This is a genomic window from Brevibacterium sp. FAM 24630, assembly GCF_049804075.1.
GTDB lineage: Bacteria > Actinomycetota > Actinomycetes > Actinomycetales > Brevibacteriaceae > Brevibacterium.
In genome coordinates this window covers 1-255 of sequence record NZ_JBNBZD010000108.1, presented here as the reverse complement: position 1 = coordinate 255, position 255 = coordinate 1, and the positions used below count along the sequence as shown (strand labels likewise).

1 protein-coding gene is annotated in these 255 nt (G+C 63.1%); it reads left to right on the top strand.

Annotated elements, in window-relative coordinates:
• Positions 1-255: ATP-binding protein (locus ACPUD7_RS17930; RefSeq protein WP_425120665.1), on the top strand; the 255-nt coding region annotated here is incomplete at both ends.

The window sequence follows — 255 nt, the reverse complement described above, 5'->3', positions numbered from 1 at the left end:
TGTTAGTCGAGGAATCTCGTGGCCGATCGGCGGCGATGTTAGCGACCCGGCGGAAGCAGGCCGGGTTTCCCACGGGCAAGACGTTCGAGTCCTGGGATGAGGAAGTGTCATCGATTCCTGTACCCACGCAGCAGGCGCTGTCGACGCTGGAGTGGGTGGGGCGGAAGGAGAACCTGGCCATCTGTGGGCCCGCGGGAACCGGCAAATCGTTCTTCCTGGAAGCGCTGGGACAGAAAGTCATCGACGGCGGTGGAC